This is a genomic window from Pseudomonas citrullilanati, assembly GCF_030580855.1.
In the GTDB taxonomy this organism is placed as follows: Bacteria; Pseudomonadota; Gammaproteobacteria; order Pseudomonadales; family Pseudomonadaceae; genus Aquipseudomonas; species Aquipseudomonas citrulli.
On sequence record NZ_JAUQOP010000041.1, the window covers coordinates 16503 to 43341 of the forward strand.

A 26839-nucleotide genomic window follows, 5' to 3' on the forward strand; every position below is an offset into this window, starting at 1 on the left:
AAAGCGGCGGTTCGCTCACATCAATGTTGAATGTACCGCCGTCTTCGCGAGCAAGCCCGCTCCCACAGGTTTTTTCGATGCCAGGGAGTCCGCGACCAGCTGTTAAGATGCCGGCCTATTTCCCCTGGCCTGCTGCCATGCTGCTTCGCGCCCTCGACTGGCATCCCCAACCCCGACTCGAACCCCTTCACCTGGACTGGCTCGCCCGTGCCGGTGTTGAAGTGGCGGTGTTGCGCCTGGACCGGATCGATCCGCTGATCAGCGGCAACAAATGGTACAAGCTGGTCCATCATCTGCACGCGGCCCACGAGGCGGGTGCCGAGGGCGTGATGAGCCTGGGCGGGGCCTATTCCAATCATTTGCATGCGTTGGCGGCCGCCGGCAAGCGCTTCGGCTTTCCAACCGTCGGGCTGTTGCGCGGTCACCCCCGGGAAACGCCGACGGTGCGGGACCTGGAGGCGTTCGGCATGCAATTGCACTGGTTGGGGTACGGCGGCTATCGCGAGCGCCACGCGGTGGATTTCTGGGTGCCCTGGCAGGCGCGTTATCCGCGCCTGCATCCGGTGCCCGAGGGCGGTTCAGGGTTGCCCGGGGCCCAGGGCTGCATGGCCTGGGTGGCCAGTGCCCGGGAACAATTGGCGACGCTGGGTTGGGTGGATTATCACGGCTGGTGGCTGGCCTGCGGCACGGGAACATCGCTGGCGGGACTGGTCCTGGCCGAAGCGGGCGAGCGCCCGGTCCATGGCGTGCTGGCCGTGCCCGAGGACCACGGGGTGGCCCGGCAGGTCGACCGCATCGTGGCGGCGGCGGGGTTGGCCAGGCCGCGTTATGAATTGTTTGACGGCAGCCGTGGCGGTTTTGCCCGGGTCGATGCCGAGCTCACCGATTTCATTTCGGCCACCGGCCCCATCGCCTTGGAACCGCTGTACACCGGCAAGGCACTGATGCTGCTCAAGGCGCAGGTCGAGGCCGGGCGATTCGCCCCGGGCACGCGCTTGATCTTCGTGCACACCGGCGGCTTGCAAGGCCGCCGGGGCTTCGACTGAATCACTTTCAACCGCGCTTGGGCATCATCCGCAACAGCGTGTTGTCGCGTACCACGTAGTGGTGGTACAGCCCCGCCAAGGCATGCAAGCCAATCAACCAATAACCGATGGTGCCGCCCAGTACGTGCCAGCCTTCCAGCTGTTTGGCGAAGTCCTTGTCCTGGTGGATGAGCAACGGCAGGTCGAAACCGTAGAACATCACCTGATGCCCTTCGGCGCTGGTGATCAGCCAGCCCAGCAGCGGCATGGCGATCATGAACAGGTACAGCGCCCAGTGCATCAGGCGAGCGAGGACGGTCTGCCAGGCAGGCGATGCCGGGAAGATCGCCGGGGCCTTGCCCATGCTGCGGGCGAACAGGCGCAGCCAGACCAGCAGGAACACCGTGAGGCCGAGCATGAAGTGCGCTTCCTTGATCAAGGTCCGGCCGCCACTGCCCTTGGGGAAGATTCCACGGAACTCGATGCAGGCATAGACCACGGCCAGCAGGACCAGCATCAGCCAGTGCAAGGTAACCGTGACGGTGCTGTAGCGGCTTTCTGAGTTTTTCCAGGGCATTGCAGGTATCTCCGACAATCAGGGTAGAGCGCCGTCTTGAGCGGCGTTGTGCTTACTGTAAGCCCGTTTCGCTGGGTTTGCTTGTGCTGGATCACTTTTGTCAGGGGCTTAGGTCAGGCGGGTTCAGGAGCCAATCCAGAAGCAACCCCGATCCGCAAGCGCCTTGCGGCGATCGCGGCGGTGCGGTGGCCGGGCCGGGGCCGGCGTCGAATGCCCCTGGGCAGAGCACCGGCCGGTCCGGATCGCCGTCGAGAAAGCTCACCAGCACCTGGCTGCCCGCGACCAGGACCGGAGGCACCTGCAGCGACAGCCGCGACACCGGCAACGCGATGGCCGCCTGATCCGGTGTCCACAGGCTGACGCTGACCTGGCCCTGCTCATCGGCCCTGGCCGGTTGGCCGGCGTGGCCGGGCACATGGGCCAGGTGATAGCCGGGGATGCGTGGCTTGGGGTGCCTGAGGGCCGGCCTGAACACGGTGGACCACGGAATGGCGGTGAAGCGGTTCCGGTAGTCCGTGGCCGACGGAGTGGCGGGCAGGTTCGGTTCGAGGATGGAAAATTGGCGACCGCGATGCTGCACGTCGACGATCAGCCATTGATCGTTGAAGGTCGACACCGGGTGTTCGTCGATCTGGACAAGGTGGCCGCAACGCAGGCCCGGATGGGCGCTTTGGCCATGGATTTCCCGCTGCCGGCAGCGTAGCCGTTCCAAGTGGCGCCGACTGGCCTGGTGACGGTGGGCCATGAGCGGGTCGCTTCGCAGGCGCTCAGGGCCCGGGTGGCCGAAGGCATGATTGGCGGCGCCGGCTTCGGTCTGGCCTTCGGCCCGGTCGTTGAAACCATCGGGCGCACCGGGCGTCATGGGGCGGTGGCGCAGGTACAACCGCTCCATCGCCGGTTCGGTGCTGGCGCCCGGGCGCAAGGGCAGTTGCACCGGCGAAGGGGGAAAGCTCTGCGGGTCCTCGGCAAACACCAGGACGTGGCCCCCGGGCGCGTGTTCAAAGTGATAGTGGATGCCTTCTTCTTCGCACAGCCGTTGCAACAGTGCCAGGTCGCTCTCTTCGTATTGGATGCAGAATGGACGGCGCGGGTACTGCCCATGGGGCAATTCGAAGCGGTAGCTGTCGGCGGGCAGCGCGTGCTCGGCCAACAGGCGTTGCAGCATCTGTACCGCGCTGAGTTGGCTGAATACCCGCCGCCGCGGGCCTTGGTCCAGGCGCTGGAGGTGCGGGACCAGCGTCACGCGATAGCCGATGCGATGGGGCGCGCGGACGCTCAGGCTGATGCCGTGGACGATCCCGTGGATGCCCGATTCGCTGTCCAGGCGCAGGAAGGCCGGTTGCCCTAGCAGCGTGTCGGGGTTCATCGGTGGCGCCAGGCTGATCAGTTCGAGGTCGAAGCGGTAGGGCTGGTTGAGGGCTTCGCGTCCGCTGAACCGTAGCACTTGCAGCTGCAGATCGCTTTGCGTGAAGGTCAGGCTGAAAGGACTTTCCATGTCGTTGCGCATCGCGGCTCTTACCGGCGGGGAGAAACCCAGAGGGTACGAAACCACGGGCGGGAACGGGGCGTGTGCGACGCTATTTCAGAAAGGCCCTACAGGATGCTGCGCAAATGTCGATCCGGGAGGCTGAATTTTTTGGTCGATCAGCCGGATTAGGCCGTATAAACTGGCGCCACAGCGCCGGCCAGCAGATGTCTCGGCGCGTCAGACAAGAGAGTGAGTGATGGGCGCACAGTGGAAGGTTAAACACAAAGAAGCGGCTGCGAACGCCAAGGGCAAGATCTTCGGCAAGCTGGTGAAGGAAATCACCATTGCCGCACGCAACGGCGCCGATACGGCGACCAACGCGCACCTGCGCCTGGTGGTCGAGCAGGCGAAAAAGGCCTCGATGCCCCGCGAGACCCTGGAACGTGCGATCAAGAAAGGTTCTGGCCAGCTCGGTGAAACCGTGCAGTACCACCGTGTCACCTACGAAGGTTTCGCACCGCACCAGGTGCCGTTGATCGTTGAATGCGTGACCGACAACATCAACCGCACCGTTGCCGAAATCCGCGTCGCGTTCCGCAAGGGCCAACTGGGTGCCTCGGGTTCGGTGGCATGGGACTTCAACCATGTCGGCATGATCGAAGCCGCGCCCGACAGCCCGGACGCCGACCCGGAACTGGCCGCCATCGAGGCCGGTGCCCAGGATTTCGAGCCGGGTGAAGAGGGCGCGACCCTGTTCATCACCGACCCCGCCGACCTCGACGCCGTGCAGAAGGCCCTGCCGGAACAGGGTTTCACGGTGCTGTCGGCCAAGCTGGGCTACCAGCCGAAGAACCCGGTCAGTGGCCTGACCGACGAGCAGATGGCCGAAGTCGAAGCCTTCCTCGAAGGCCTCGACAACCACGATGACGTGCAGGACATGTTCGTCGGGTTGGCGGGTTGAACCATCCCGCGCCTGCGGCGAAGGCTGAATCCCTTCGCCACGGGCGTTATGTGTGATCAGCCCTGGAGATTGAACGCGAGGTCGCTTAACAGCGTTTCGATCTCCTCGAACCCAGGGCGCGCCAGCACCTCCGGCTGGCAGCAGCGTGACTGCAAGTCCAGTAGCGTCTCCAGCCTCGCTCCCTCGAGTCCCGGTTCGATTCGCGCCAGCAATTCCCCCAGCAGGATCCCGAAGGCCCGCACCTCGATGCGTTGCAGGGCGCGTGCCAGCGCGATGTCCGTGGTGGCGTGGAACGATGCCGCGCCAAAGTCCCCCAGCAGGCAGTGGCCCTGATCATTGAACAGAATGTTGTGCCCGTACAGGTCGCCATGGGTGATGCCCTGGCGGTGCAGGTGCGCGGCCACCGCGGCGATGCCGTGGGCGATGCGCAAGGCCACGGGCGCGGCGATGCGGAGTTCGTCGGGGTAGACGTCGCGGGTGCACGACGCCAGGCTCGGCAGCCCGGCGAGGTTGCGATAGCTCGGATCGATCAGCGCCATCACCAGCCCGGCCTGTTGCTCGGGATGCCCGACGACCTGGCCCAGCACATCAATCAGGTTCGGATGCCGGCCGGCGGTGATGCACGCATGCATCTCATGCAAGGGCGAGCCGTCGCTGGTCATCTGGCCCTTGTAGAGTTTCACCGCGACGGTTCGCATTGGCTGCCCCGGTGGCTGCCACAGTGCTTGCTGGATCACCCCCGAGGCCCCTTCGCCCAGCGTTTGTTGCAAGGTCAGCTGTGACCAGTCGATGGGCGTCGTGGTGTTCAGCGCGGCGATGTCGGCCTGGGTTTCCAGCGGGTTGCCAGCGTAGGCCAGCCAGCTGAGGCCGGGCAGTTGCAGCAAGCCTGGCGGCAGCTCGGCCAGTTGATTGGCGGCGATGCGCAGCAATTCGAGGCGTTGGCATTGGGCCAGGCTCGCCGGCAGTTGGCGCAGGCGATTGCCGGCCAGCATCAGTTTTTGCAAATCCGGACGTTGGCCCAGTTCATCGGGCAACTGGCTGATCGCGTTGTCCGTCAGGATCAGCCAGCGCAGCCGCGGCGGCAGGGCCGCGCCGGTCACCCGCTCGATGCGGTTCGCCTTGAAGCCGACCATGGTCAAGGCGTCGCACCGGCCCAGGCATTCGGGCAGTTCGGTGAAGCGATTATCCGAGCAGAACAGGACCCGCAGGCGGGTCAGTCGATGCAGGTCGTCGGGCAAGCTGTCGAGCTGGTTGCCGCTGAGATTGAGGATCTCGAGGGAGTCGGCCAGGTCGAAGATTTCCGGGGGGAACTGGGTCAGGCCGCAGGCCAGGTCCAGCCGGGTGATGCCCGAGAGCTGGCCGGCGCGAAGTCGGGTGAGGGTATCCATGGAGAGGGCCGCTATTGATCAAGGGGCGGACGTAAAACCCGAAGCCCGGCGGACCGTGGCGAGGGCACCTGCTTCCCCGTCACGGTCGCGCCGCGCATCGGCGTCCAACGGCCGCATGATACCGGCAAAGCCAGCCCTGGTGTCCTGTCGCGCAAATACGTCCTCTTTAACAGGACACTAGCGCTCGATGCTGCGGTTCCAGCGCGCGTTCCAGGCCGGGCGCTGTTCGTTGACCTGGTCCCAGTCCACGGCAATCGCGGTGTCCAGGTATTGCTTCATCGCTTCCACCTGGCCACGGGTCTTGTCGGTGGTCGGCGTGTTGGGGTTGGACGGGATCTGGTCGCCTTCTTCCAGGGCAATGGCCTGGGCTTCGGGCGACAGCAGGAACGCGGCGAGTTTCTGCGCCAGTTCAGGCTGGGTGTTCTGGGCGATGGTGCATTCGGCGACGTTGAGGACCACCGCGCCTTCCTTCGGCTGCGCGTACTCCACCGGCATGCCCTTGAGCTTGAGCGCGGTCACCTGGGTCGGCGTCAGCGGGAACAGCGCCGCTTCGTCGGTCTGCAGCATTTCGGAGATCTTCGCCGAACTGGGAATGTACTCCAGCACATTGCGCCCGACCGTGTTCGGCCAGGCCTTGAAGCCGGGCTCGACGTCATTTTCGGTGCCGCCCTGGATCCGGTTGAACATCAGGAAGCCGTGCAAGCCGAAGGTCGAGGAGGCCATCGACTGGAACACCACTTTGTCCTTGAAGCGCGGGTCGGCCAGGTCCATCCAGGAGGTTGGCGCGTTCCAGCCTTTTTCCTTGAACAGCCGCGTGTTGTAGGCCAGCCCGGTCACCCCGAGGCTGACGGCGACGGCCTGGTCCTTGATGCGGCCCTTGGCCGGGATCTGCGCCAGGGTCGGGCTGTCTTCGAGTTTGTCGCACAGCCCCATGGAAATGGCGCGGTACATGATGCCGTCGTCGAGGAACATCACGTGCATCTGCGGGTTGCCCTTGCTGGCCTGGACCTTCGCCAGGATGTCGGCGGACGTGCCGGGCACGATCACCACCTTGACGTTGTTGGCTTTCTCGAAGGCCGGCAGGACCTTGTCGGCGTACAGCCGCTCCATGGTGCCGCCGTTCATGCCCAGGTACAGCGTCGGCTCGGCGTGTGCCTGGCCAACGGTGAGCCATGCGCTCAAGCAGGTAAAACCCAGCAGTGCAGTGCGTTTGACGTTATTCATGGCGCGACCTTCCTCTATCAAGCAACGGAGATGGAGTGGAACCGGGTGATGGAAAACGCATCCAGCGGCGTACTCGACGCGCCGCTGCAGATGATCTCGGTGAGCGCCTGGCCCACCGCAGGACCGATCTGGAAGCCCGCGCCGGCGAAACCGAACGCGTGCAACAGGCCGGGTTGGGTGCTGCTGGGGCCGATGACCGGCTGGCGATCGGGCAGGTAGCCTTCGGTGCCGCTCCAGGTGCGAATCGCCTGGGCGCCTTCCAGGAACGGGTAGAGTTCCACCGCCTGGCGCAGGATTTCGATCACGGCGTTCTGCCCCGGCCGGGCACGGGCATCGTCCAGGGCGAAACCCTGGCCGCCGCCCAGTACGCAATTGCCCCGGGCGACCTGGCGGGCGTAGATGCCGCCGCCCTCGACGCCGGTGCTGGCGTCCATGACCAAGGGCAGCGGTTCGGTGACCAGCATCGCCGGATGCCCGGCATGCATCGGCACCGCTTCGCCGAATTGCGCGGCGAAGTGGCTCGCCCAGGCGCCGGCGCAATTCAGCAGCCAGGGCGCGTGGAACACCAGGCCGGGACCGGTGTGCACGGCGAAGCGCTGGCCGTCATGCTCCACGCCCGTGACGGCGCATTGTTCGTGGACCTGCGCGCCATGCCGGCGGGCCGCCTGGGCAAAGGCCGGCGACACCAGGCGTGGGTTGGCGTGGCCGTCGTCCGGGCACAGCGACGCCCCGACCGCGACGGCGCCGACCCACGGGAAACGCGCGCGCAACTGATCGCGGTCCAGCAGTTGCAGGTCCAGGCCGAAGCCTTGGCTGCTGGCGGCGTAGTCGTGCAGGGCGCGAAGGTCGTCGAGGCTGCGGGCCAGTTTCAGGTGACCGCTGCGCTGGTACTCGCCGTCGATGCCGATCAGTTGCGGAAGTTGGCTCCAGATTTCGTGGGCCCGTTGCGACAGTGGCAGTTGCGACAAGGGTCGGCCCTGGCGCCGCACGCCGCCGTAGTTCACACCGCTGGAGTGCGACCCGCAGAAATCCCGCTCCAGCAGGGCCACCCGGCGGCCGGCCCGGCCCAGGAACAACGCGGCCGAGGCACCCACGATGCCACCGCCGACGATCACCACGTCGACCTCGCTCACGGCGCCACCTCCAAGCCGAAGGGCACGGGCTTGATGGGTGCCTGGGCGCGCAGGCGGCCGATACCCGGCAGCGGGCGGCCACTCTGGCAGGCAATGATTTCCGCCGCCGCGGCGCCGCACATCCGGCCCTGGCAGCGGCCCATGCCGACCCGGCAATGGGCCTTGACCCGGTTGATCTCCCAATGGCCTTCGCCCACCACCTGGCGAATGTCGCCGGCGCTGACTTCTTCGCAGCGGCAGATCACCAGGCGATCATCGGCCTCCGCCGCCCAGCCTTCGGGGAAGGCAAAGGCCCGCTCCAGGCCCTGGCGGAACCGGCCGATGCGCTCCAACGCGTGTTCCAATTGGCTGCAGCGCTGCGAATCGATCCGGTAACCGAGGTCTTCGAGCAGGGCCAGTGCCGCGCGTTCGCCGGCCATTTCCGCGGCGTCGGCGCCCATGATCGCGGCGCCGTCGCCGGCCAGGTAGACCCCGCGGACGCTGCTGCGCCCGGCGCGGTCGCGCTGCGGCAGCCAGGCGCGGTTGAGGGGGTTCCAGGCGAACTCGCAACCGAGCAGGTCGGCCAGTTGGGTTTCGCTGCGCAAGCCATGGGCGAAAGCCAGCGCGTCACAGTCGAGGCTATGCTCGCCCTTGGCGTTGCGCCAGTGCAGCGACTGCACCCGGCGCTCGCCTTCGATATGCGACAAGCTGGCGCCTTGTCGCACCGGGATGCCTTGGGCCGTCAGCCAGGCGCGGTAATACAGGCCCTTGGCAAGCGTGGCGGGCTGGGCCAGCAGGCCGGGCACGGCGCGGACCTGGGCGCTGAAGGGGGAACTGTCGAGGACGGCGACCACCTGGGCGCCGGCGCGGGCGTACTGGTACGCCACCAGGTACAACAGCGGGCCGCTGCCGGCGAACACCACCCGCTCACCGATGGCGCAGCCCTGGAACTTCAGGGCGATCTGCGCCGCGCCCAGGCTGTACACCCCCGGCAGGGTCCAACCGGGCACCGGCAGGATCCGATCGGTGGCGCCCGTGGCGACGATCACGCTGGCGTATTCGAGGCGCTCGGCGCGCCCGTCGTGCAAGGTGTCCAGCACGCCGCCCTCGGCGTTCCAGACCAGGGTATCGGGCCGGTAATCGAGCTGTTCGCGCAATTCGTCGAGGGTCTGGTGCAAGGCACTGGCCTTGTGTGCCTCGAAGCCATAGAGCGTGGCGGGCGAGCGCTTGAAGTTGGCCGGTTGACGTCGATAGATCTGCCCGCCGCCGCGAGCCGCTTCGTCCAGCAGGACGGGGAATACGCCGTGGGCGACCAGGGTTTGCGCGGCACGAATGCCGGCCGGGCCGGCGCCGATGATGGCGATGGGTTTCATGACCACCTCACAAGCTGGGCAGGGGGATGTGTGGCGCCGTCATCGCGGGCAGACTCACTCTCACATTGGGTTTGCGGTGGCCGCCATTGCTCTGTGGCAGCGGGCCTGCTCGCGATGAGCGCATGCCAGGACACCGTGTTCATACCTGGCGCCCCGGCTCGCGGGTGATGTGCAGGCCGGCTTCGAGCAAGGTCGAGCAGGCCCTCACGCGGCGGCCGTCGCCCAGGCGCACCCAGCAATCCTGGCAGGCGCCCATCAGGCAGAAGCCGGCCCGGGGCTCGGCGCTGAAGTCGCTGCCGCGCAAGTGCTCGCCACAGGTCAGCACGGCGGTCAGCAGGGTATCGCCCAGCAGGCCGCTGGCGGGTGCGCCGTCGAGGGTGAAGTCCAGGGCCGGGCGGTCGCCCTCGGCCAGTCGTTTCAGCAGAGCCATGGCGCCCTCATTGTTTTCCGACCAGGACCCGATCCAGGCCATAGACCCGATCGAGCAGAATCATCGTCAGCGCGGTGAGCGCGATGACCAGCGCCGACACCGCCGCCATCATCGGATCGATGGATTCGGTGGCGTAGACGTACATGCGCACCGGCAAGGTTTGCGTGGCCGGCGAGGTGACGAAGATCGACAAGGTGACTTCATCGAAACTGTTGATGAACGCCAGCAACCAGCCCCCGGCCACTCCCGGCAGGATCATCGGCAGGGTGATCTGCCGGAACAGCGTGAAGCGCCCGGCCCCCAGGGATTGCGCGGCCTGCTCGGCGCTACGGTCCAGGCCGATGGCCGAGGCAAGCACCAGGCGCAGCACATACGGTGTGATCACCAGCACGTGGGCGAAGATCAGCCAGGTGAAGTTGCCGTTCACGCCCATCAGGGCGAACAGGCGCAGCAGCGCCACCCCCAGCACCAGGTGCGGAATGATGATCGGCGACAGGAACAGGCCGTTGAAGAAATCCCGCCCGGGGAATTCGAGCCGGGTGATCGCCAGGGCCGCCGGCACCGCGATCAGCGTCGCCAGCGAGGCGGCGCAGAACGCCAGGATCAAGCTGTTGTAGAACGCGTCGACAAAGTCCGCGCGCTCGAACACGGCGCGGAACCAACGCAGGGAAAACGTGGTGGTCGGCAGGCTCAGGGTGTTTTCCGGGGTGAAGGCCACCAGGCACACCACCACCAGCGGCGCGAGCATGAACACCACCACCAAGGCATGGAACAACAGGGCGAAAGGACCGTTCCTGGACATGCTGGATTACCCCAATGATTTCTTGTAGCGGCCTTCGATCATGCGGTTCCACGACAGCATGATCAGCAGGTTGAGCAGCAACAGCGCCACGGCGATGGCCGCGCCCATGGGCCAGTTGAGTTCCGACAGGTACTGGTCGTAGATCAGCGTGGCGACCATTTTCAGGCGGCGACCGCCGAGCAGCCCGGGGATTGCGAACGAACTGGCGGCGAGGCCGAACACGATCAGGGTGCCCGACAGCACGCCGGGCATGATCTGCGGCAGCACCACCTGGCGGATCACCGTGAATTGGCTCGCGCCGAGGGACAGCGCGGCCTGCTCGGCGGCGGGGTCGAGTTTTTGCAGCGACGTCCAGACCGGGATGATCATGAACGGCAGCATCACGTGGACCAGGGCGATGACCACGGCGAACGGCGTGTAGAGCAGCTTCATGGGTGCGCCGCCGAAGGCTTGCAGGGTCTGGTTGACCAGGCCGTCGGCGCCGAGCAACAGGCTCCAGCCGAAGGCGCGCACCACCACCGAAATCAGCAGGGGCGTGAGGATCAGGATCAGGAAGATCGAGCGCCACGGCGCGCCCATGCGGCTGAGGACATACGCTTCGGGCACGCCGATCAACACGCAGAGGAGGGTGGTCAGCGCGCTGATCCACAAGGTGCGCAAGAAGATCTCGTAGAAATACGGATCCCCCAGCAGGCTGGTGTAGTGGTCGAAGGTGTAGGCGTTGCTGTCGATGCCCGAACCGTAGTCAAACACATTGAATGACAGCACCAGGGTCAGGCCCAGCGGGATGACCAGCAGGCCCAGGTACAGGGCCAGGGCCGGCGCGGACATCAGGTAGCCGTGGCGTGCGCGGCGCATGGCCGTGACCCACCTCATGCCGGCACCTCATCCGTGCTCAGTACTCGCAGCAGCGCCGGGTCCCAGTCCAGGCCCACGGCCGTGCCTTCGGCCAACGGCGCGGAGCCGTCGTTGCGGCGCACCACGCACAGTTCGCCGAGGCTGGTCGAGACGCCGTACAACCATTGGCTGCCGAGGAAGAAACGGCTCACGAGGGTGCCTTGCAAGCGACCGGAGCCGGCGGGGCACAGGTCGATTTTTTCCGGGCGCAGGCTCAACGTCAGCTCGCCTTTGCCCTGGAGCGAGGCCTGGACGGCGCCGGTGCTGTCACGCTCGCCTGGCAGCAGGTTGGCCTTGCCGACGAAGCCGGAAATGAATTCGGTGCGCGGATGTTCGTAGAGGGTGTACGGCGCGTCGATCTGGGTGATGCGCCCGGCCTGCATCACCACGACCCGGTCGCTGATGGACAGGGCTTCGGATTGGTCGTGGGTGACCATCAACGTGGTGATCCCGACTTCGCGCTGGATGCGGCGGATTTCGTACTGCATTTCCTCGCGCAAGTTGGCGTCGAGGTTGGACAGCGGTTCGTCCAGCAGCAGCACCGGCGGCTCGATCACCAGCGCCCGGGCCAGGGCCACGCGCTGGCGTTGGCCACCCGAGAGTTCGCGGGGGTAGCGTTCGGCGTGCGGGTCCAGGCGCACCAGTTTCAGTACCCGGGCCACCCGCTGTTGCAGGTCGGCCTGGGGCACCTTGCGCATGCGCAGGCCGAAGGCGACGTTATCCCGGACGGTCATGTGGGGAAACAACGCGTAACTCTGGAACACCACCCCCAGGCCACGGCTGGCGGGCTTGGCGTGGGTAATGTCGCGCCCGTCCAGCAGGATGCGCCCGCTGCTGGCTTCGACGAAGCCGGCGATCATTTGCAAGGTGGTGGTCTTGCCGCAGCCGGAGGGGCCCAGCAGGGAGACGAATTCGCCTTTGTCCACCGAGAGGTCGGTGGCGACCACGGCGTCGATGTCGCCGTAACGTTTGCCCAGTCCTTCAAGTTGCACGAAAGCCATCGCTGCGCTCCACCTGGAATTGTTATGCGTCGCCGTCAGGCGCGCTTTTTTGTATGGGCAGATACGAAAAGGGTGCTGCGGGTGCGTTGGCGCTCGACCTGGGTCGGCTGCCGCTGTTGTTCGAATCGCCCCTCTATGGACGCAGAGTAGGACGAAGAATAGGATGGGCTCAATACGCTATTTCACTGAGACGATGACTATTTTCAGTTTCATTCGTTGAGTAAATTTCCAATGAAGATATCGAATGAATAATTCCACTGATCGGAATAATAACGAGGTGGGCGTTGGCGCCGTGTCCCGGCTGTTTGCCGTATTGCGCAGCCTGGGCGACACCGTCGAGGGTGGGGAACGGGTGACGCAGTTGGCCCAGCGCATTGGTTTGTCGCAGCCGACCACCCATCGCTTGCTGCGCAGCCTGATGGATGAGGGCATGGTCGAGCAGGACGCGCGCACCAAGCGCTATCGGCTGAGCCTGGACTTCTTCGCCCTGGCCGCCCGCGCGGGCAACACCGGCAACCTGCGGGAACTGGTGCGCCCGGCCATGCTGCGGCTGTCGGCGTCCCTGGGAGACTCGCTGTTCCTGCTGGCCCGCAGCGGCTTTGATGCGATTTGCCTGGACCGCAGCGAAGGGCCGTTCCCGATCCGCACGTTCACCGGCGATATCGGCGGCCGCGTGGCCCTCGGCGTAGGCCAGGGCAGCCTGGCGATCCTGGCGTTCCTGCCGGAGGAAGAGCGCGACACGGTGATCCGCTACAATCTGCCGCGGCTCAAGGACTTTCATTTGTACGACGAAGTTTTCCTGCGCTCGGAAGTGGACAACGTGCGCGCGCAGGGTTACGCCGGGCGCAACACTGGCGTGCTGCAGGGCATGGCCGGGGTGGCCGTGCCGATCCTGGACCGTGATGGCCGTGCCGTGGCGGCGTTGAGCGTGGCGACGATCAGCGACCGCCTGGGGCCCGACCGCTTGCCGACCGTGGTGGAGATGCTCAAGCGCGAGGCGGCGGTGATCGGGCCGCGAATCAACCCGTTCGACCCGTTGCTGCGCAGGCCTTCGCAGGTGTTTGGGCAGGGTTGACGGGGGCGAGCCGGGTGGAGCGAGCAGGCTCGCTCCCAGAGGGGAATGGTGGGCTCGCACCCATCAGAAATCCAGGGTCTGCTTGAGCCGTTGTGTCGTCGGTGTATCGCTGGGAATGACCATCGCGTAGTTGTAGCCGGGGCCGGACCAGTACTCGGCCTGCAGCTCCGCGTCGCGGCGACTGCCCCGGGGCAGCAGGAAATTGTTCGGCCCCGGTGGGCGCACGTAGAAGCTGATTTTCTCGCCGTTCGGGTCCTGGTAGACCACCATGGCCGCCGCTCCTTGCTCGGTGCTGAGCAAGCGCCCGCTGACCGGTTTGAAGCCTGCGCCCGACAGATCCGGCAGGCGGTTGGCCTGGGTGAAGTAGCGGTCGAGCCAGGCTTGCATGCTGCGCTCGTCGCCTGTCTGGTAATCGGCCGGCAAGACACCTTGCTGGGCGAACAACCGGTACGCCTGCAAGGCATCGGCCATGGGCGCGGCGCTCCTGAGCAAGGTCATTTCCCGTGCCTGCCAGCCACTCCATCCACCGAGGCTGACCGCCACCAGCAAGACCGCCGCGCTGGCCAGGTGGCGACGAAAACGATGCTTGAGGCGCCGGCGGATCATTGTCGGGTCGAGGGCGGGATTGGCCGGTTGTTGCAGGGTGCCACCGAGCACGGTGCGCAGGTGTTGCGCGTCCTGTTGCCAGGCGCGGACCCGCGCGGCGACGTCGGGGTGGTGGGCGAGGTAGGTGTCTACTCGCCGCCGGTCGGCCTCGCTCAGTTGTCCATCGATGTAGGCGTTCAGGTCGTTGTCACTGGGGGGCATGCTGATCATTTGAGTATTCGCAGGGCAGGGCGGGTGATTTCGCCGTCGCTGAGTTGGCGCAGGGCCTGGCGAGCGCGAGACAGCCGGGACATCACCGTGCCGATCGGCACGTCGAGGATGTCGGCGACCTGTTGATAGCTCAAGCCTTCTACCGAGACCCACAACAACAACGCACGTTGTTCGGTGGTCAGTTGGTCGAAGGCCTGGAGGGACGCTTGCGCGATCACGCTGCGCTCGACCGAGGGGTGGGCATCGTCGCGACCGGTGAAGAATTCGAGCATGCGCGCATACCGCCGGGAGCGGCGATGGGCGTCGAGGAACTGCCGGTAGAGGATCGAAAACAGCCAGGCCCGCAGGTCGCCTTCCGGGCGCTTTTCGGCCCATTTCGACAACGCCCGTTCCAGGCATGTCTGCACCAGGTCATCGGCATTGCTCGGGTTGCGTGTCAGCGACACGGCAAAGCGCCGCAGCCTGGGGATGAGTTCGCGCAACTGTTCATCGAGTTCGTTCATGGAGTGTGGCTTCTTGGGCAGTCACTGCGCCGGGACTGGAAAGACGACCCACGAACGAGATTATTCCAGCGCGGGAAAAATAAATACGAGACGTGGGAATAAACCTGCGAGCCCTTCGTCTGACGGGTCGATTTCCTCAAACGGCCTTGGGCCCTGGAGCTTTGTCATGGTTGACCCTTCTTCCTCTGCGAATCGGCCGCCGCTGAGTGCCGCCGGCCTGACCCTGCGCCTGGCCGCCATTGGTGTGATTGTCGCGGCTGTGGCCGGGGCGTTTGCCTACGTCAACGGCACCCTCGATCCACAACGCCTGACCCCCAAGGCGCTGGTCAATGTGCTGGAAAAGAACAACGGCGTGCACCCCGGTTTTCGGCGCAATCATTCCAAGGGTGTCTGCGTCGCGGGCTATTTTGAAAGCAGCGGCGAGGCCAGCGCCTATTCCCGCGCCGAGGTGTTCAGCCAAGCGCGCACGCCGGTGGTCGGGCGCTTCGCCTTGCCCAGCGGCAACCCCTACGCCCCGGACGGTGGCGTGCCGATTCGCAGCCTGGCGCTGCGTTTCACCCAGGCGAACGGCCAGCAATGGCGCACCGGCATGAACAGCATGCCGGTGTTCCCGGTGGGCACGCCCGAAGCGTTCTATCAACTCCAACAGGCCCAGTTACCGGATCCGGCCACGGGTAAACCCGACCCTGCGGCGGCGCCGGCGTTCTTTGCCGCTCACCCGGAGGCCATGCCGTTCCTGCAATGGATCAAGACCGCCAAGCCCTCGGCCAGTTATGCCACCGAGACCTACAACGGCATCAATGCCTTCTATCTGGTCAATTCCGCCGGCCAGCGCCAGGCGGTCCGCTGGGGCGTGGTGCCGCTGGCCCCGGACGCGGCGGACGCGCCGCCGCCCCAGGGGGCGGATTTTCTTGAGCAGGATCTGGTGAAGCGCCTTGCCGCCGGGCCATTGCGTTGGCAACTGAGGGTGACCCTGGCCAATCCGGGCGATCCGGTGAACGACGCCAGCAAGCCTTGGCCGACGGATCGCAAGGTGATCAATGCCGGCACGTTGGTGCTGGAGCGCTCCCAGGCGCAGGACCAGGGTGAGTGCCGCGACATCAACTACGACCCGCTGATCCTGCCGGCTGGCATCGAAGGTTCCGATGATCCGTTGTTGGCGGCGCGTTCTGCGGCGTATGCCAGTTCCTACCTGCGGCGTACCAGCGAAGTCAGCCAATTGCCCGCCAACCAGGAGTCCCGCCCATGAGCGCCCCTCGACACTTTGCCCCGCTGGCCCGGCTGTTGCACTGGCTGATGGCGCTGATGATCATCGCCATGTTGTTCATCGGTGCCGGCATGGTCGCCTCGGTATCTGAGCGCCATGAATGGCTGCTCCAACTGCACAAGCCCCTGGGCATCGCGATTCTGCTGCTGGTGATCGTGCGCCTGGTGGTCCGCTTCACCACTCGGCAACCGCCGCTGCCGGCCGATCTGCCGGTTTGGCAGGTGATGGCGGCAAAGGCTTCGCATGTGCTGCTGTACGCCCTGATGCTGGCCTTGCCGCTGTTGGGCTGGGGTATGATTTCAGCGGCGGGGGACCCGGTGATGCTGGGCCATTCGCTGCAACTGCCATCGATTCTGCCCGCCCATGCGCAAACCTTCGCCCTGCTGCGCAAGGCCCACGGGTACCTGGCTTATCTGTTGTTCCTGACGGTGCTGGTGCATCTGGCGGCGGCGTTGTTTCACGCCTGGGTGCGACGGGATGAGGTATTGGACAGTATGTTGCGCGGCAAGGATTGATGTTCCGTGGCAAGGACAGGTGCCTTGCCACGGGTTGAGCTGGAGCGGGTTCAGCGCAACTCGTCGACCAGGTCGGCCACGGTGCTCAGCACGTCCTTGCCCAATTGCATCGAACGCTTGCCGGACCAACCGGTGATCGGGTTCGGGTGGTCGTCGTGGTCCTTGAACGGCATCTCCAGGGTCAGGGACAAGCAGTCGTATTTCTGCCCGACCGCATTGCAGGCCAGCGTCATGTTGGCCTGGCCCGGTGCGTCGTGGGTGTAGCCGTGGGTAGTCTGGAAGTCCTTGGTCTGGTGCTTGAGGTGGCTGCGAAAGCGTTCTTCGAGGTGGGCGATACGCGGCGTGTAGCCGGGGTTGCCCTCGCAGGCTGCCGTGAACACGTGGGGGATTTCCTCATCGCCATGCACGTCCAGGAACAGGTCGACGCCGTACTTTTCCATTTGCTGCTGGACGAAATAGACCTCGGGGCTGATTTCCGGGCTGGCGTCCTGCCAGGCACGGTTGAGGTCCTGGCCGTTGGCGTTGGTACGCAGATGACCATGGAAGGCGCCATCGGGGTTCATGTTGGGCACCAGGTACAGGTCGGCCTTGTCCAGCAGGCGATTCAGTTGCGCATCATCATGATGTTGCAGACGCTCGATCACGCCTTCCATGAACCACTCGGCCATGTGTTCGCCAGGGTGCTGCTGGGCGATGATCCAGACCTTGCGCCGGCCTTCGCCACCGTTGCCCTTGCGCAGCAATTGGATGTCACGGCCTTCGACGCTCTTGCCCACGGCCAGCAGTTCGGTGCCGGCCTTGTGCAACGCTTGCTCGATCAGCCAGTCGTGACGGCCGCGGCTGTAGGGTTCGAAATAGGCGAACCAGGCGTGTGGCTGCTCGGCTTCCAGGTGGAAGCGCAAGGCGTCACCTTCGAACTGGGTGGGAATGCGGAACCAGTTGACGTGGTCGTAGGAAGCGACCGCCTGATAGCCGGTCCACGCCTTGTTATACGACGATTGGCTGGCGTTGAGCAGGCGGAAGGAATACTCCTGGCCGACGTGCAGGCCGCTGGCCTTGAAGTGGAACCATTGGAAATGCGGGCTGCGGGTATCGGGCCGGATCTTGAGCAGCGACTGCAACGGGTTGCTGATGTCGACGACTTCAATGTTGCCGCTGTCGAAATTGGCGCTGATATCGAAGGAAGATTTAGCCACGGTCACGATTCCTGAAGAGGATTTTCATGGCCGTTACTTTACACGCTGGGAGGCAAAAGTCAGGACGATTTACATCAAGGTCAAGCGGGGGGCGTCCTCCCTGGACGCCGGGCCAGCTTAGAGTGTCTGCAATTGATTCTCAAGTGCTGGCAGGTGATCGCTCGGCCCCTGCGGGCGGGGCGCTTGAAAATCGATATCCATTTGCTATCATCGCCGCCAACAGATTTGAGCAACACCCAAAGACTTCATTAGCCTGAAGCCATAAGCCGAAAATCGGCAAAAAAAAAGACCCGGCAAGAAGCCGGGTCAAAAACCGTGATTAGCCTGATGAGGAGATACTCCAGAAGTCCGACCTAAGGTCTCCTGGACTATCGACTGATCTCGCGACCAGTTGATGCAATAATAATCATTATCATTTGCAAGTCAAATGGTTTTATCGCATCGATTGGAATTTCCTGTTGTCCGCGTCCGCGCCAACTTCCCCTGTACTACGCCTGACGCGAAGGATAGCGATCCAGGGAGCGGTCGAGCATCACCTTGACCAGATCAATCATGTGCACCACCGAAAAGGCCAGGTCGCGGTTCGAACCGTCCAGCCGGTTGGCGGATTCGTTGGCCGTGGCCGCCGCGCACCGCAGCAGGTCGCAGGCGTGGACCAGTGCTTCCTCCGCGCCGATGTTGTGGTTGACGTCGAAGAATCGCTGTTCTGCCGGTGCCTGCGACACACCCGGTTTCAAGTAGTAGTCGAGCGCTCGTTGCGCCGCCGGGCAGTCCTGCAGCGAAGTGAAAGGGCTGTCGAGCAGCGTGTCGGGCTGGTCCTTGCTGGAGGTGTTCATGGTGTGATGGCTCTCCGTGTGTGGGCTGAAAATCCTGGATCCAGAATAGTACCTATCGTAATTGTGACGATAATTTAAATACTACATTTTGTGTTTTGATGGTCGGAGCCACCCACGTATCGTGCCGCACATGGATAAATGGATAGAGTTGGTCAAGGCCAAGATGAAGGAGCTGCACATCACGCAAGTGGTGCTGGCAGAGCGGTTGGGAATGTCCCAGGGCGGCGTCGGCCATTGGCTGACCAAGCGCCGGCAACCCAGTGTCGACGACATGAATCGGGTCCTGCAGGAGCTGGGGCTGGAATTCCTCGAAGTGGCGATGGTGATCCGCGAGCCGGACACGGCCACGGAAGAGGGCCTGGCGCTGGCGCGGAAGTACAACCCGTACTTCCGCTACCCGGTCAGTGAATGGCACTCGGTCGGCCAGGTGCGCGATGGCGAGGTTCGCTATGAACTGACCGATTACCACGCCCAGGGCGACGCGTTCTGGCTGGTGGTCGTGGGCGACGCGATGACCGCTCCAAGCGGCTTGAGCATCCCCGAAGGCATGTCGATCCTGGTGGATCCGGCGATCGAGCCGGTACCCGGCAAGCTGGTGGTGGCCTATTTGCCCGGCAGCAGCGGCGCGACCTTTCGCAAATTGATCGAGGAGAGCGGGCAGCGTTACCTGGTCCCGCTCAATCCGACTTACCCCAAAACCCTGTACACCGAGCAATGCCGCCTGATCGGCGTGGTGGTGCAGGCCACCATCCGTTTCTGACCGCATCGGCCCGGCAAGCGGGCCGACGGCTACTCTTCGAACGCCACCAGCGTGCTGCCTTCACTGACCATTTCACCTTCCTGGCAATACAGCGCCTTGATCACGCCGGCCTGGGGCGCACGAATGCTGTGTTCCATCTTCATCGCTTCGAGCACCACCAACTGGGCGCCGGCCTCGACCGCCTGGCCTGCGCTCACCAGTACCCGCACGATGCTGCCGTTCATGGGCGCCGTCAGGCCGCCCTGATGGCTGTGGCTCGCCTCGGCGGCGGTTTGCGGGTCGTACCGGTCGATCCGGTGCAGGTCGCCTTGCCATTGCAGGTATAGGCTGTCGCCCTGGCGAATGGCGCGATGGTCACGGCGCACGCCGTTGTGCTCGATCGTCAGTCGCTCGTCGACGAGTTCCGCCCGTTGGGCGCTGGCGTCCAGGATGATCGCGCGATCCTGGCCCTCGCAGCTCAAGTGCAGGCTGGTTTCACTGGGCAACCCCAGGCGCAGGCCGGTGGTCTGGGCCCAAGGTGAATGCGGATCATCGCCGCGCACCTGCGGTGCCAGGCCCAGGGCAAACCCTTGGGCGGCGGCGGACCAGAAGTCGTCATCCAGTTCGCCGGGTTCCGGCAGCAACTGCGACGGGTAGCGGGGGATGAATCCGGTGTCCAGTTCAGCCGCGGCGAAGGCCGGGTGAGCGACGATGCGGCGCAGAAAACCGATGTTGGTCTTCAGCCCGCCGATGGCGAATTCGTCGAGCATGCTCAACAGCCGCAACCGCGCCTGCTCGCGATCTTCACCCCAGGCAATCAGCTTGCCGAGCATCGGGTCGTAGAACGGCGAGATCTCGTCGCCCTGCGCCACGCCGCTGTCGACCCGCCGGCCCGGCCCGTCGGCCGATTCGCGGTATAATGCCAGGCGCCCGGTGGCCGGGAGGAAATCATTGGCCGGGTCTTCGGCGTACAGGCGCACTTCAATGGCGTGGCCGAGCAACGGCACCTGCTCCTGGGTGATCGGCAGCGGCTCGCCCTGGGCGACACGGATCTGCCAGGCCACCAGGTCCAGTCCGGTGATTGCCTCGGTGACCGGGTGCTCGACCTGCAACCGGGTGTTCATTTCCATGAAGAAAAACTCGCCCCGCGAATCCAGCAGGAATTCCACGGTGCCGGCCCCCACGTAGCCGATCGCCTGGGCCGCGCGCACGGCCGCTTCGCCCATCGCCCGGCGCAATGCCGGGGTCAGGCCGGGAGCGGGGGCTTCCTCCACCACTTTCTGGTGGCGACGCTGGATCGAGCAGTCGCGTTCATTGAGGTATAGGCAATGGCCGTGGCGGTCGGCGAAGATCTGGATTTCCACGTGGCGCGGCTTGAGCAGGTACTTTTCCACCAGCATCCGCGAGTCGCCAAACGAGGACTGCGCCTCCCGCTGGGCCGAGGCCAGGGCTTCGGCCAGTTGGCTGACGTCCTCGACGACCTTCATGCCCTTGCCGCCACCGCCGGCCGTTGCCTTGAGCAGCACCGGGTAGCCGATGCGTTCGGCGGCGTCGCGGAAGGTCTCCAGGTCCTGGGCTTCGCCGTGGTAACCCGGGACCAACGGCACGCCGGCCGTTTCCATCAAGGCCTTGGCCGCGGACTTGCTGCCCATGGCGTCGATGGCCGAAGCGGGTGGGCCGAGGAAGATCAACCCGGCATTTTCGATCGCCCGGGCGAACCCGGCGTTTTCGGACAGGAAGCCGTAGCCGGGGTGGATCGCCTGGGCGCCACTGGCTTGGGCCGCGGCGATCAGCTTGTCGATCTGCAGGTAGCTGTCGGCGGCCTTGCTGCCGCCCAGGTCGACGCGGATGTCGGCTTCGCGGCTATGGCGGGCGTCGCGGTCGATGGCGCTGTGCACGGCGACCGTGGTCAGGCCCATGGCCTTGGCGGTACGCATCACGCGGCAGGCGATTTCGCCACGGTTGGCCACCAACAAGGTGGTGAGGGCGGGGGCGCTCATCGACGCGGCTCCTTGTGGTTGGACTCGGCTTGCCAGTTGGGTGCGCGCTTTTGCAGGAACGCCCGCAGGCCTTCCTGGCCCTCCGGGCTGACGCGGATGCGGGCGATGGCGTTTTCGGTATAGCGCCGCAGCGCCGGGGTCAGGGCGCCGTGGCCGACCTCTCGCAGCAAGTCCTTGCTGGCGCGCATGGCCGCCGGGCTGTTGAGCAGCAGGTTGTCGATCCATTGTTCGAGGTGCTGATCCAGCGTCTCGGCCGGGTAACTTTCCGACAGCAAACCGATCTCCCGCGCACGTTGCCCGCCGAAACGTTCTGCCGTGAGGGCGTAGCGCCGGGCGGCCCGCTCGCCAATGGCCTGGACGACGAAGGGGCTGATCACCGCCGGTGCCAGGCCGATGCGCACTTCCGACAGGCAGAACTGCGCTTCATCGGCGCCAATGGCCATGTCACAGGCACTGATCAGGCCCAGCGCACCGCCAAATGCCGCGCCCTGCACGACGGCCAGGGTGGGGATCTTCAGCTTGGCGAGGTTGTACATCAGCTCCGCCAGTTCCCGCGCGTCGTCGAGGTTGGTGTGGTAGTCGAGCTCGGCCGATTGCTGCATCCAGGCCAGGTCGGCACCGGCGCTGAAGTGTTTGCCGCGCCCCCGGATCAGCAGGAAACGCAGGCTCGGATCGCTGCCGACCTGATCCAGGGCAAGGATCAGTTCGCGGATCATTTCGGCGTTGAACGCGTTGTTCTTCGACTCGCGGCTGAGCCACAGGGTGGCGAAGCCGCGTGGGTCGCCGAGCAATTCGAGGGTGTTGAAGTTATCCATGGGCATTCCCCGTCTACATCCGGAACACGCCGAAGCGGCTCGATTCAATGGGCGCGTTGAGTGAAGCCGACAAGGCCAGCCCCAGCACATCGCGGGTCTGGGCCGGGTCGATGACGCCGTCATCCCACAGCCGTGCGCTGGAATAGTAGGGATGGCCCTGTTCTTCGTATTGGTCGAGGATCGGTTGCTTGATCTCGGCTTCCTGCTCGGCGCTGAACGGATGGCCGCTGCGCTCGGCCTGTTCGCGCTTGACCTGCACCAGCACGCCGGCCGCCTGTTCGGCGCCCATCACGCCAATCCGCGCATTCGGCCACATCCACAGGAACCGCGGGTCGTACGCGCGGCCGCACATGCCGTAGTTGCCGGCGCCGAAGCTGCCACCGATGATCACGGTGAACTTCGGCACCTGGGCGCAGGCCACGGCCGTGACCAGTTTCGCGCCATGCTTGGCGATGCCGCCGGCTTCGTATTTCTGGCCGACCATGAAGCCGGTGATGTTCTGCAGGAATAGCAGGGGAATGCCGCGCTGGCAGGCCAGTTCGATGAAGTGCGCGCCTTTCTGCGCGGCCTCGGCGAAGAGGATGCCATTGTTCGCCAGGATGGCGACGGGATAGCCGTGCAAGTGGGCGAACCCGCAGACCAGCGTGGTGCCGAACAACGCCTTGAACTCATCGAACACCGAGCCGTCCACCAGGCGGGCGATCACTTCCCGGACATCGAAGGGCTGCTTGGGGTCGGCCGACACCACGCCGTACAGCTCATCCGCCGCATACAGCGGTGCGATCGGCTGGCGTTGCTGCAGGTCACCGAGTTTGCGCCAGTTCAGGTTGGCCACGCTGCGGCGGGCCAGGGCCAGGGCGTGTTCGTCGTTGTCGGCGTAATGGTCGGCCACGCCGGACACCTTGCAATGCACATCGGCACCGCCCAGGTCCTCGGCGCTGACCACCTCGCCGGTGGCCGCCTTCACCAGCGGCGGGCCGGCGAGGAAAATGGTGGCTTGCTGGCGAACCATGATCGCCTCGTCCGCCATGGCTGGCACGTAGGCGCCCCCGGCGGTGCAGGAGCCCATGACCACGGCGAGCTGCGGGATTCCCTGGGCGCTCATGTTGGCCTGGTTGAAGAAGATCCGGCCAAAGTGTTCGCGGTCGGGGAACACCTCGTCCTGGCGCGGCAGGTTGGCGCCGCCGGAATCCACCAGGTAGATGCACGGCAGGCGGTTCTGCTGGGCGATGGCCTGGGCGCGCAGGTGCTTTTTCACCGTCAGCGGGTAGTAGGAGCCGCCTTTGACGGTCGCATCGTTGGCGACGATCATGCACTCGACGCCTTCCACGCGGCCGATGCCGGCAATCACGCCGGCAGCGGGCACGTCTTCGCCGTACACGGCGTGAGCGGCGAGGGGGCTGATCTCCAGGAATGGCGAGCCGGGGTCGAGCAGGCGGTTGATGCGCTCGCGCGGCAGCAACTTGCCCCGGGAGGTGTGGCGCTCCTGGGCCTTGGCGCCGCCGCCCTGCTGGACGTGGGCAAGCAGGGTCCGAAGGGCCTCGACCTGTTCGAGCATCGCCGCGCGGTTGGCGACGAACTCCGGCGAACGGGGGTTGAGCTGGGTGTGCAGCGTGGCCATGATCAGCTCCGTTAGCGGGTTTCGTTGAACAGTTCGCGACCGATCAGCATCCGACGAATCTCACTGGTGCCGGCGCCGATTTCGTACAGCTTGGCGTCGCGCAGCAGGCGGCCGGCCGGAAATTCATTGATGTAGCCGTTGCCGCCGAGGATCTGGATCGCATCGAGGGCCATTTGCGTGGCGCGTTCGGCGCTGTAGAGGATGACCCCGGCGGCGTCCTTGCGGGTGGTTTCACCGCGCTCGCAAGCCTGGGCCACCGCATACAGGTAGGCACGGCTGGCATTGAGCTGGGTGTACATGTCGGCGACCTTGCCCTGGATCAGCTGGAACTCGCCGATGCTCTGGCCGAACTGCTTGCGGTCGTGGATGTAGGGCACGATCAGGTCCATGCAGGCCTGCATGATCCCGGTCGGGCCGCCGGACAGGACCACCCGCTCGTAGTCGAGCCCGCTCATCAGCACTTTCACACCGCCGTTGAGCACGCCCAGGATGTTTTCTTCCGGCACCTGGACGTCATCGAAGAACAGCTCGCAGGTGTTGGAGCCGCGCATGCCGAGCTTGTCGAACTTGTTGCTGCGGCTGAAGCCTTTCCAGTCGCGCTCGACGATGAACGCGGTGATGCCGTGAGGGCCCTTTTCCAGGTCGGTCTTGGCGTAGATCACGTAGGTGTTGGCGTCGGGGCCATTAGTGATCCAGGTCTTGCTGCCGTTGAGTACGTAATGGTCGCCGCGCTTGTCGGCCCGCAGTTTCATCGACACCACGTCGGAGCCGGCGTTGGGTTCGCTCATGGCGAGGGCGCCGACGTGTTCGCCGCTGATCAGCCGGGGCAGGTACTTGGCTTTCTGCTCGTGGGTGCCGTTGCGGTTGATCTGGTTGACGCACAGGTTGGAGTGGGCGCCGTAGGAGAGGGCCACCGAAGCCGAACCGCGACTGATTTCCTCCATCGCCACTACGTGGGCCAGGTAGCCCAGGCCGGCGCCGCCATATTCTTCCGGCACGGTGATGCCCAGCAGCCCCATGTCACCGAACTTGCGCCACAGGTCGGCGGGAAACAGGTTGTCGCGATCGATCTGGGCCGCCCGGTGGGTGATCTCCTTGGCGACGAAGGCTTGCACCTGGTCGCGCAGCATGTCGATGGTTTCGCCGAGGGCAAAGTTCAGGGATGGGTAGCTCATGGGACACCTTTGGCTTTTTTGTCGGGTGCGGAGAGGGAAGGGTCGCTCTCACCTTTACGTTAACGTAAGCCTGCAAAGAGTGGCTGTCAATCGGCCCTTTACGTTAACGTCAACTTGAGCGACAGTGGACGCGCTTTTGTGGCGAGGATTCACCGATACACCCACTAATAAAGACAAGAGGGCGCGTCATGGATCAACCCGGTTTGCATTCGCAACTCAGCTACACCCACGGTTCCCAAGCCAAGGCTTTGCTGGCGCAGACCATCGGCCAGGCATTCGACCAAACCGTGGCCCGCTTTCCCGAGGGCGAGGCGCTGGTGGTGCGCCATCAAGCGTTGCGCTACACCTGGCAACAGTTGGCTGAAGCCGTCGACCTGCATGCCCGGGCCTTGCTGGCCCTGGGCCTGAACAGCGGCGACCGTCTCGGCATCTGGGCGCCCAACTGTGCCCAGTGGTGCATCAGCCAGTTCGCCAGCGCGAAGATCGGTGTGGTCCTGGTCAACATCAACCCGGCCTACCGGGTGTCCGAGCTGGAGTATGTGCTCAAGCAATCCGGCTGCCAGTGGCTGGTGTGCGCCGGGTCGTTCAAGACTTCGGACTACCACGCCATGCTGCAAGCGCTCGCACCGGAGCTGGCAGAGCAGTCGATCGGCCAGATGCATTGCGAGCGCCTGCCGGATTTGCGCGGTGTCATCAGCCTCGATCCGCGGCCGCCCTCGGGTTTCCTGCCCTGGTCGCAACTGGCGGCCCTGGGCGCTGGGGTGGCCGCCGGGCAGCTGGCCGAGCGCGAGGCGAGCCTGCATTTCGACCAGCCGGTGAACATCCAGTACACCTCCGGCACCACGGGCTTTCCCAAGGGCGCGACCCTCAGCCATCACAACATTCTCAACAACGGCTACATGGTCGGCGAAAGCCTGGGCCTCACCTCTGCCGATCGGTTGGTGATCCCGGTGCCGCTCTACCATTGCTTCGGCATGGTCATGGGCAACCTCGGCTGCATGACCCACGGCAGCACCATGATCTACCCCAGCGATGCGTTCGATCCCTTGCTGACCCTGAGCACCGTGGCCGAAGAAAAAGCCACGGCGCTGTATGGCGTGCCGACCATGTTCATCGCCCTGCTGGACCAGCCGCAGCGAGGCGAGTTCGATCTGTCCAGCCTGCGCACCGGCATCATGGCCGGGGCCACGTGCCCGATCGAAGTGATGCGGCGGGTCATCGGCGAGATGCACATGAGCGAGGTGCAGATTGCCTACGGCATGACCGAAACCAGCCCAGTGTCCTTGCAGACCGGTCCTGCCGATGAATTGGAAGTGCGCGTGACCACCGTCGGCCGCACCCAGCCGCACCTGGAAAGCAAGATCGTCGACGAAGCCGGCAACATTGTGCCCCGCGGCACTACCGGCGAACTGTGTACGCGCGGCTACAGCGTGATGCTCGGTTATTGGAACAACCCCGAGGGGACTGCCGAAGCGATCGATCCGGAACACTGGATGCACACCGGCGACCTGGCGACCATGGATGCGCAGGGCTACGTGTGCATCGTCGGACGGAACAAGGACATGATCATTCGCGGCGGTGAGAATATTTACCCGCGTGAGCTGGAAGAGTTTTTCTTCACCCATCCGGCGGTGGCGGACGTGCAGGTGATCGGCATCCCGTGTTCACGCTATGGCGAGGAAATCGTCGCCTGGATCAAATGCCATCCCGGCCACCGCGCCACCGCGCAGGACATGCAGGCCTGGTGCAAGACACGCATCGCCCACTTCAAGACGCCACGTCACTTCAAGTTCGTCGATGCATTTCCGATGACGGTAACTGGCAAGGTCCAGAAATTCCGCATGCGTGAAATCAGTATCGAGGAATTGCGCGGTAGAGAAGACTGAGCAAGATCCACTGTGGGAGCGGGCTTGCTCGCGAAAGCGGTGTGCCCGGCGCCAAAAAACTTGGGTATTGCCCCCTCGAACCCCGCAATCCCCCTCCCACAAAAAAAAACCAAAACCCACAAACCAAAAAACGGTTG

At 64.9% G+C, this 26839-nt stretch carries 25 protein-coding genes; 7 read left to right on the forward strand and 18 right to left on the reverse strand.

Going from position 1 to position 26839, the window contains the following annotated elements; all coding sequences use genetic code 11:
- The first annotated feature begins 137 nt into the window (after positions 1 to 137).
- Positions 138 to 1046 (forward strand): 1-aminocyclopropane-1-carboxylate deaminase/D-cysteine desulfhydrase, encoded by a 909-nt coding sequence (locus Q6A48_RS21495; protein ID WP_304556236.1) that lies wholly within the window; start codon positions 138 to 140, stop codon positions 1044 to 1046.
- A 7-nt stretch (positions 1047 to 1053) separates the two neighbouring features.
- On the opposite strand, the gene Q6A48_RS21500 is transcribed toward Q6A48_RS21495, so the two are convergent.
- Together Q6A48_RS21500 and Q6A48_RS21505 are read right to left on the reverse strand one after the other, a co-directional pair.
- Complete coding sequence (locus Q6A48_RS21500; protein WP_304556237.1) at positions 1054 to 1602, reverse strand: cytochrome b; 549 nt, start codon at positions 1600 to 1602, stop codon at positions 1054 to 1056.
- 100 nt (positions 1603 to 1702) lie between these two features.
- The gene (locus Q6A48_RS21505; protein ID WP_304556238.1) at positions 1703 to 3109 is read right to left on the reverse strand and encodes a type VI secretion system Vgr family protein; all 1407 of its coding nucleotides are present in this window, start codon (positions 3107 to 3109) and stop codon (positions 1703 to 1705) included.
- Positions 3110 to 3326: 217 nt separating this feature from the next.
- Here Q6A48_RS21505 and Q6A48_RS21510 point away from each other — a divergent pair, with 217 nt between their 5' ends.
- Positions 3327 to 4031, forward strand: coding sequence for a YebC/PmpR family DNA-binding transcriptional regulator (locus Q6A48_RS21510; RefSeq protein WP_304556239.1), 705 nt, complete (start codon positions 3327 to 3329; stop codon positions 4029 to 4031).
- A gap of 56 nt (positions 4032 to 4087) precedes the next feature.
- Here Q6A48_RS21510 and Q6A48_RS21515 read toward each other — a convergent pair whose 3' ends face one another.
- From Q6A48_RS21515 to Q6A48_RS21550, 8 genes are all read right to left on the reverse strand, one after another.
- Positions 4088 to 5419 carry a leucine-rich repeat-containing protein kinase family protein gene (locus Q6A48_RS21515; RefSeq protein WP_304556240.1) on the reverse strand — a complete coding sequence of 444 codons (1332 nt, stop codon included), beginning with the start codon at positions 5417 to 5419 and terminating at the stop codon, positions 4088 to 4090.
- Positions 5420 to 5596: 177 nt separating this feature from the next.
- Positions 5597 to 6643 carry an ABC transporter substrate-binding protein gene (locus tag Q6A48_RS21520; protein WP_304556241.1) on the reverse strand — a complete coding sequence of 349 codons (1047 nt, stop codon included), beginning with the start codon at positions 6641 to 6643 and terminating at the stop codon, positions 5597 to 5599.
- A gap of 17 nt (positions 6644 to 6660) precedes the next feature.
- Positions 6661 to 7776 (reverse strand): NAD(P)/FAD-dependent oxidoreductase, encoded by a 1116-nt coding sequence (locus Q6A48_RS21525; protein ID WP_304556242.1) that lies wholly within the window; start codon positions 7774 to 7776, stop codon positions 6661 to 6663.
- Positions 7773 to 9128, reverse strand: coding sequence for an FAD/NAD(P)-dependent oxidoreductase (locus Q6A48_RS21530; protein ID WP_304556243.1), 1356 nt, complete (start codon positions 9126 to 9128; stop codon positions 7773 to 7775). Before Q6A48_RS21530 ends, Q6A48_RS21525 begins: the two co-directional genes overlap by 4 nt.
- Positions 9129 to 9267: 139 nt before the next feature.
- Complete coding sequence (locus Q6A48_RS21535) at positions 9268 to 9558, reverse strand: (2Fe-2S)-binding protein (RefSeq protein WP_304556244.1); 291 nt, start codon at positions 9556 to 9558, stop codon at positions 9268 to 9270.
- 7 nt (positions 9559 to 9565) lie between these two features.
- Positions 9566 to 10360 (reverse strand): ABC transporter permease, encoded by a 795-nt coding sequence (locus Q6A48_RS21540; protein WP_304556245.1) that lies wholly within the window; start codon positions 10358 to 10360, stop codon positions 9566 to 9568.
- 6 nt (positions 10361 to 10366) lie between these two features.
- A complete protein-coding gene (locus Q6A48_RS21545) occupies positions 10367 to 11236 on the reverse strand; it encodes an ABC transporter permease (RefSeq protein WP_304556246.1) in 870 nt (289 codons plus the stop codon).
- Positions 11233 to 12258, reverse strand: coding sequence for an ABC transporter ATP-binding protein (locus Q6A48_RS21550; RefSeq protein ID WP_304556247.1), 1026 nt, complete (start codon positions 12256 to 12258; stop codon positions 11233 to 11235). Before Q6A48_RS21550 ends, Q6A48_RS21545 begins: the two co-directional genes overlap by 4 nt.
- Before the next feature lie 244 nt (positions 12259 to 12502).
- Between Q6A48_RS21550 and Q6A48_RS21555 the strand changes: the two genes are divergently transcribed.
- Complete coding sequence (locus tag Q6A48_RS21555; RefSeq protein WP_304556248.1) at positions 12503 to 13333, forward strand: IclR family transcriptional regulator; 831 nt, start codon at positions 12503 to 12505, stop codon at positions 13331 to 13333.
- Positions 13334 to 13396: 63 nt separating this feature from the next.
- Here Q6A48_RS21555 and Q6A48_RS21560 read toward each other — a convergent pair whose 3' ends face one another.
- Entirely contained in the window at positions 13397 to 14149 is a 753-nt protein-coding gene (locus tag Q6A48_RS21560) for an anti-sigma factor family protein (RefSeq protein ID WP_304556249.1), read from the reverse strand.
- Positions 14146 to 14652, reverse strand: coding sequence for a sigma-70 family RNA polymerase sigma factor (locus Q6A48_RS21565; RefSeq protein WP_304556250.1), 507 nt, complete (start codon positions 14650 to 14652; stop codon positions 14146 to 14148). Before Q6A48_RS21565 ends, Q6A48_RS21560 begins: the two co-directional genes overlap by 4 nt.
- Before the next feature lie 166 nt (positions 14653 to 14818).
- Between Q6A48_RS21565 and Q6A48_RS21570 the strand changes: the two genes are divergently transcribed.
- Both Q6A48_RS21570 and Q6A48_RS21575 read left to right on the forward strand, forming a co-directional pair.
- Positions 14819 to 15901 carry a catalase family peroxidase gene (locus Q6A48_RS21570; protein WP_304556251.1) on the forward strand — a complete coding sequence of 361 codons (1083 nt, stop codon included), beginning with the start codon at positions 14819 to 14821 and terminating at the stop codon, positions 15899 to 15901.
- Positions 15898 to 16434 (forward strand): cytochrome b, encoded by a 537-nt coding sequence (locus tag Q6A48_RS21575; RefSeq protein ID WP_304556252.1) that lies wholly within the window; start codon positions 15898 to 15900, stop codon positions 16432 to 16434. The genes Q6A48_RS21570 and Q6A48_RS21575 overlap by 4 nt, the downstream gene beginning before the upstream one ends.
- A gap of 50 nt (positions 16435 to 16484) precedes the next feature.
- Here Q6A48_RS21575 and Q6A48_RS21580 read toward each other — a convergent pair whose 3' ends face one another.
- Together Q6A48_RS21580 and Q6A48_RS21585 are read right to left on the reverse strand one after the other, a co-directional pair.
- Positions 16485 to 17636, reverse strand: a complete 1152-nt coding sequence (locus Q6A48_RS21580; RefSeq protein WP_304556253.1) for a M14 family metallopeptidase — start codon at positions 17634 to 17636, stop codon at positions 16485 to 16487.
- A gap of 482 nt (positions 17637 to 18118) precedes the next feature.
- The gene (locus Q6A48_RS21585; RefSeq protein ID WP_304556254.1) at positions 18119 to 18466 is read right to left on the reverse strand and encodes a DUF6124 family protein; all 348 of its coding nucleotides are present in this window, start codon (positions 18464 to 18466) and stop codon (positions 18119 to 18121) included.
- A gap of 130 nt (positions 18467 to 18596) precedes the next feature.
- On the opposite strand from Q6A48_RS21585, the gene Q6A48_RS21590 reads away from it, so the two are divergent.
- A complete protein-coding gene (locus tag Q6A48_RS21590) occupies positions 18597 to 19226 on the forward strand; it encodes a LexA family protein (RefSeq protein WP_304556255.1) in 630 nt (209 codons plus the stop codon).
- A gap of 29 nt (positions 19227 to 19255) precedes the next feature.
- Here Q6A48_RS21590 and Q6A48_RS21595 read toward each other — a convergent pair whose 3' ends face one another.
- The 4 genes from Q6A48_RS21595 to Q6A48_RS21610 are packed head-to-tail and all read right to left on the reverse strand — an operon-like array spanning position 19256 to position 24816.
- Positions 19256 to 21205 carry an acetyl/propionyl/methylcrotonyl-CoA carboxylase subunit alpha gene (locus tag Q6A48_RS21595; protein ID WP_304556256.1) on the reverse strand — a complete coding sequence of 650 codons (1950 nt, stop codon included), beginning with the start codon at positions 21203 to 21205 and terminating at the stop codon, positions 19256 to 19258.
- Positions 21202 to 22020, reverse strand: a complete 819-nt coding sequence (locus Q6A48_RS21600) for a gamma-carboxygeranoyl-CoA hydratase (protein ID WP_304556257.1) — start codon at positions 22018 to 22020, stop codon at positions 21202 to 21204. The genes Q6A48_RS21595 and Q6A48_RS21600 overlap by 4 nt, the downstream gene beginning before the upstream one ends.
- Before the next feature lie 13 nt (positions 22021 to 22033).
- On the reverse strand, positions 22034 to 23641 hold the full coding sequence (locus tag Q6A48_RS21605) for a carboxyl transferase domain-containing protein (RefSeq protein WP_304556258.1): 1608 nt from the start codon (positions 23639 to 23641) through the stop codon (positions 22034 to 22036).
- 11 nt (positions 23642 to 23652) lie between these two features.
- A complete protein-coding gene (locus tag Q6A48_RS21610; RefSeq protein ID WP_304556259.1) occupies positions 23653 to 24816 on the reverse strand; it encodes an isovaleryl-CoA dehydrogenase in 1164 nt (387 codons plus the stop codon).
- Between the two features lie 188 nt (positions 24817 to 25004).
- Here Q6A48_RS21610 and Q6A48_RS21615 point away from each other — a divergent pair, with 188 nt between their 5' ends.
- Positions 25005 to 26702 (forward strand): AMP-binding protein, encoded by a 1698-nt coding sequence (locus Q6A48_RS21615; protein ID WP_304556260.1) that lies wholly within the window; start codon positions 25005 to 25007, stop codon positions 26700 to 26702.
- The last annotated feature ends 137 nt before the right edge of the window (positions 26703 to 26839 follow it).

Coding starts and splice junctions, on each gene's coding strand:
- Q6A48_RS21495 (WP_304556236.1), top strand. CDS start 138: ATGCTGCTTCGCGCCCTCGACTGGCATCCCCAACCCCGACTCGAACCC.
- Q6A48_RS21500 (WP_304556237.1), bottom strand. CDS start 1,602: ATGCCCTGGAAAAACTCAGAAAGCCGCTACAGCACCGTCACGGTTACC.
- Q6A48_RS21505 (WP_304556238.1), bottom strand. CDS start 3,109: ATGCGCAACGACATGGAAAGTCCTTTCAGCCTGACCTTCACGCAAAGC.
- Q6A48_RS21510 (WP_304556239.1), top strand. CDS start 3,327: ATGGGCGCACAGTGGAAGGTTAAACACAAAGAAGCGGCTGCGAACGCC.
- Q6A48_RS21515 (WP_304556240.1), bottom strand. CDS start 5,419: ATGGATACCCTCACCCGACTTCGCGCCGGCCAGCTCTCGGGCATCACC.
- Q6A48_RS21520 (WP_304556241.1), bottom strand. CDS start 6,643: ATGAATAACGTCAAACGCACTGCACTGCTGGGTTTTACCTGCTTGAGC.
- Q6A48_RS21530 (WP_304556243.1), bottom strand. CDS start 9,128: ATGAAACCCATCGCCATCATCGGCGCCGGCCCGGCCGGCATTCGTGCC.
- Q6A48_RS21535 (WP_304556244.1), bottom strand. CDS start 9,558: ATGGCTCTGCTGAAACGACTGGCCGAGGGCGACCGCCCGGCCCTGGAC.
- Q6A48_RS21540 (WP_304556245.1), bottom strand. CDS start 10,360: ATGTCCAGGAACGGTCCTTTCGCCCTGTTGTTCCATGCCTTGGTGGTG.
- Q6A48_RS21545 (WP_304556246.1), bottom strand. CDS start 11,236: ATGAGGTGGGTCACGGCCATGCGCCGCGCACGCCACGGCTACCTGATG.
- Q6A48_RS21550 (WP_304556247.1), bottom strand. CDS start 12,258: ATGGCTTTCGTGCAACTTGAAGGACTGGGCAAACGTTACGGCGACATC.
- Q6A48_RS21555 (WP_304556248.1), top strand. CDS start 12,503: ATGAATAATTCCACTGATCGGAATAATAACGAGGTGGGCGTTGGCGCC.
- Q6A48_RS21560 (WP_304556249.1), bottom strand. CDS start 14,149: ATGATCAGCATGCCCCCCAGTGACAACGACCTGAACGCCTACATCGAT.
- Q6A48_RS21565 (WP_304556250.1), bottom strand. CDS start 14,652: ATGAACGAACTCGATGAACAGTTGCGCGAACTCATCCCCAGGCTGCGG.
- Q6A48_RS21570 (WP_304556251.1), top strand. CDS start 14,819: ATGGTTGACCCTTCTTCCTCTGCGAATCGGCCGCCGCTGAGTGCCGCC.
- Q6A48_RS21575 (WP_304556252.1), top strand. CDS start 15,898: ATGAGCGCCCCTCGACACTTTGCCCCGCTGGCCCGGCTGTTGCACTGG.
- Q6A48_RS21585 (WP_304556254.1), bottom strand. CDS start 18,466: ATGAACACCTCCAGCAAGGACCAGCCCGACACGCTGCTCGACAGCCCT.
- Q6A48_RS21590 (WP_304556255.1), top strand. CDS start 18,597: ATGGATAAATGGATAGAGTTGGTCAAGGCCAAGATGAAGGAGCTGCAC.
- Q6A48_RS21595 (WP_304556256.1), bottom strand. CDS start 21,205: ATGAGCGCCCCCGCCCTCACCACCTTGTTGGTGGCCAACCGTGGCGAA.
- Q6A48_RS21600 (WP_304556257.1), bottom strand. CDS start 22,020: ATGGATAACTTCAACACCCTCGAATTGCTCGGCGACCCACGCGGCTTC.
- Q6A48_RS21605 (WP_304556258.1), bottom strand. CDS start 23,641: ATGGCCACGCTGCACACCCAGCTCAACCCCCGTTCGCCGGAGTTCGTC.
- Q6A48_RS21610 (WP_304556259.1), bottom strand. CDS start 24,816: ATGAGCTACCCATCCCTGAACTTTGCCCTCGGCGAAACCATCGACATG.
- Q6A48_RS21615 (WP_304556260.1), top strand. CDS start 25,005: ATGGATCAACCCGGTTTGCATTCGCAACTCAGCTACACCCACGGTTCC.